We start from the raw sequence: 1,153 nt of genomic DNA, 5'->3' as shown, positions 1-1,153 counted from the left end.
AGGGCGACCACAAACTCTGACCACAATCTGCCGGTTACGCCGAATCTGCTGAATCAGAACTTTACGCCCACAGCACCTAATCAGGTCTGGGTCGCAGATTCAGTTGTCCAGGCCTTCCGAAATCAACCGACTGAAGGCGCTGGTCGCGAAACTGCAGCGTATGCAGTTCGGTAAAAGCTCAGAAAAACTTCGCGCAAAAACCGAACGGCGGATACAGGAAGCACAGGAGCGAGTCAGCGCACTTCAGGAGGAAATGGCGGAAACACTGGGTGAGCAATATGACCCGGTACTGCCATCTTCCCTGCGCCAGTCTTCAGCCCGTAAACCGTTACCAGCCTCACTTCCCCGTGCCCCCCGGGTCATCCGGCCGGAAGAGGAATGCTGTCCGGCCTGTGGTGGTGAACTCAGTCCACTGGGATGTGATGTGTCAGAGCAGCTGGAGCTTATCAGCAGCGCCTTTAAGGTTATCGAAAAACAACGCCCTAAACTGGCCTGTCGCCGGTGCGACCATATCGTGCAGGCACCGGTGCCTTCAAAACCCATTGCACGCAGTTATGCCGGAGCGGGGCTTCTGGCCCATGTTGTTACCGGAAAGTATGCAGACCATCTGCCATTATACCGCCAAAGTGATCTACTATTCCACACAGCTATTTAGCTCTCTTTTTGTTGAGCTCCCATGATTCTTTCATTTATTGTTACTAATTATTTTATGTTATCATGATGTTAGAACACGCTCTGCTCTGTGTCTCTATTTTATCTATCATATTCTGAGGATTAACTACATAACAAGGCGCAAGATATATATCCAAAAACAAATAATACCGTTGCAATAATTCCTTTCAGTAAAGGAGGTGTGATTAATTTCAGGGGATTTCAGAGTGAAAATTGTACAACATATTGAAATATGTTCATTTCGTTATAATACACACAAGAAAATATTAAGTTAGATAATATATTCTAAATAACCATAGATAAAAATGCACATAATGGGGAATATTTTATGAAAATACCTGAAGCAGTAAATCATATTAATGTTCAGAATAATATTGATCTTGTTAGACTGGCCCCCTGAATCTCCAGACAACCAGTATCACTTAAATAAGTGATAGTCTTAATACTAGTTTTTAGACTAGTCATTGGAGTACAGATGATT

1 pseudogene is annotated in these 1,153 nt (G+C 44.1%); it reads left to right on the top strand.

From position 1 onward, the window contains the following. Window positions 1-112: 112 nt before the first annotated feature. Window positions 113-634 (top strand): annotated as a pseudogene (locus BHE85_RS16090) (transposase domain-containing protein); the annotation flags it as partial. Window positions 635-1,153 lie beyond the last annotated feature (519 nt).

Origin of the sequence: Shigella sp. FC1567 (assembly GCF_001743015.1) — a bacterium.
GTDB classification, from domain to species: Bacteria; Pseudomonadota; Gammaproteobacteria; order Enterobacterales; family Enterobacteriaceae; genus Escherichia; species Escherichia coli.
This window is presented reverse-complemented; position numbering and strand designations above follow the sequence as displayed.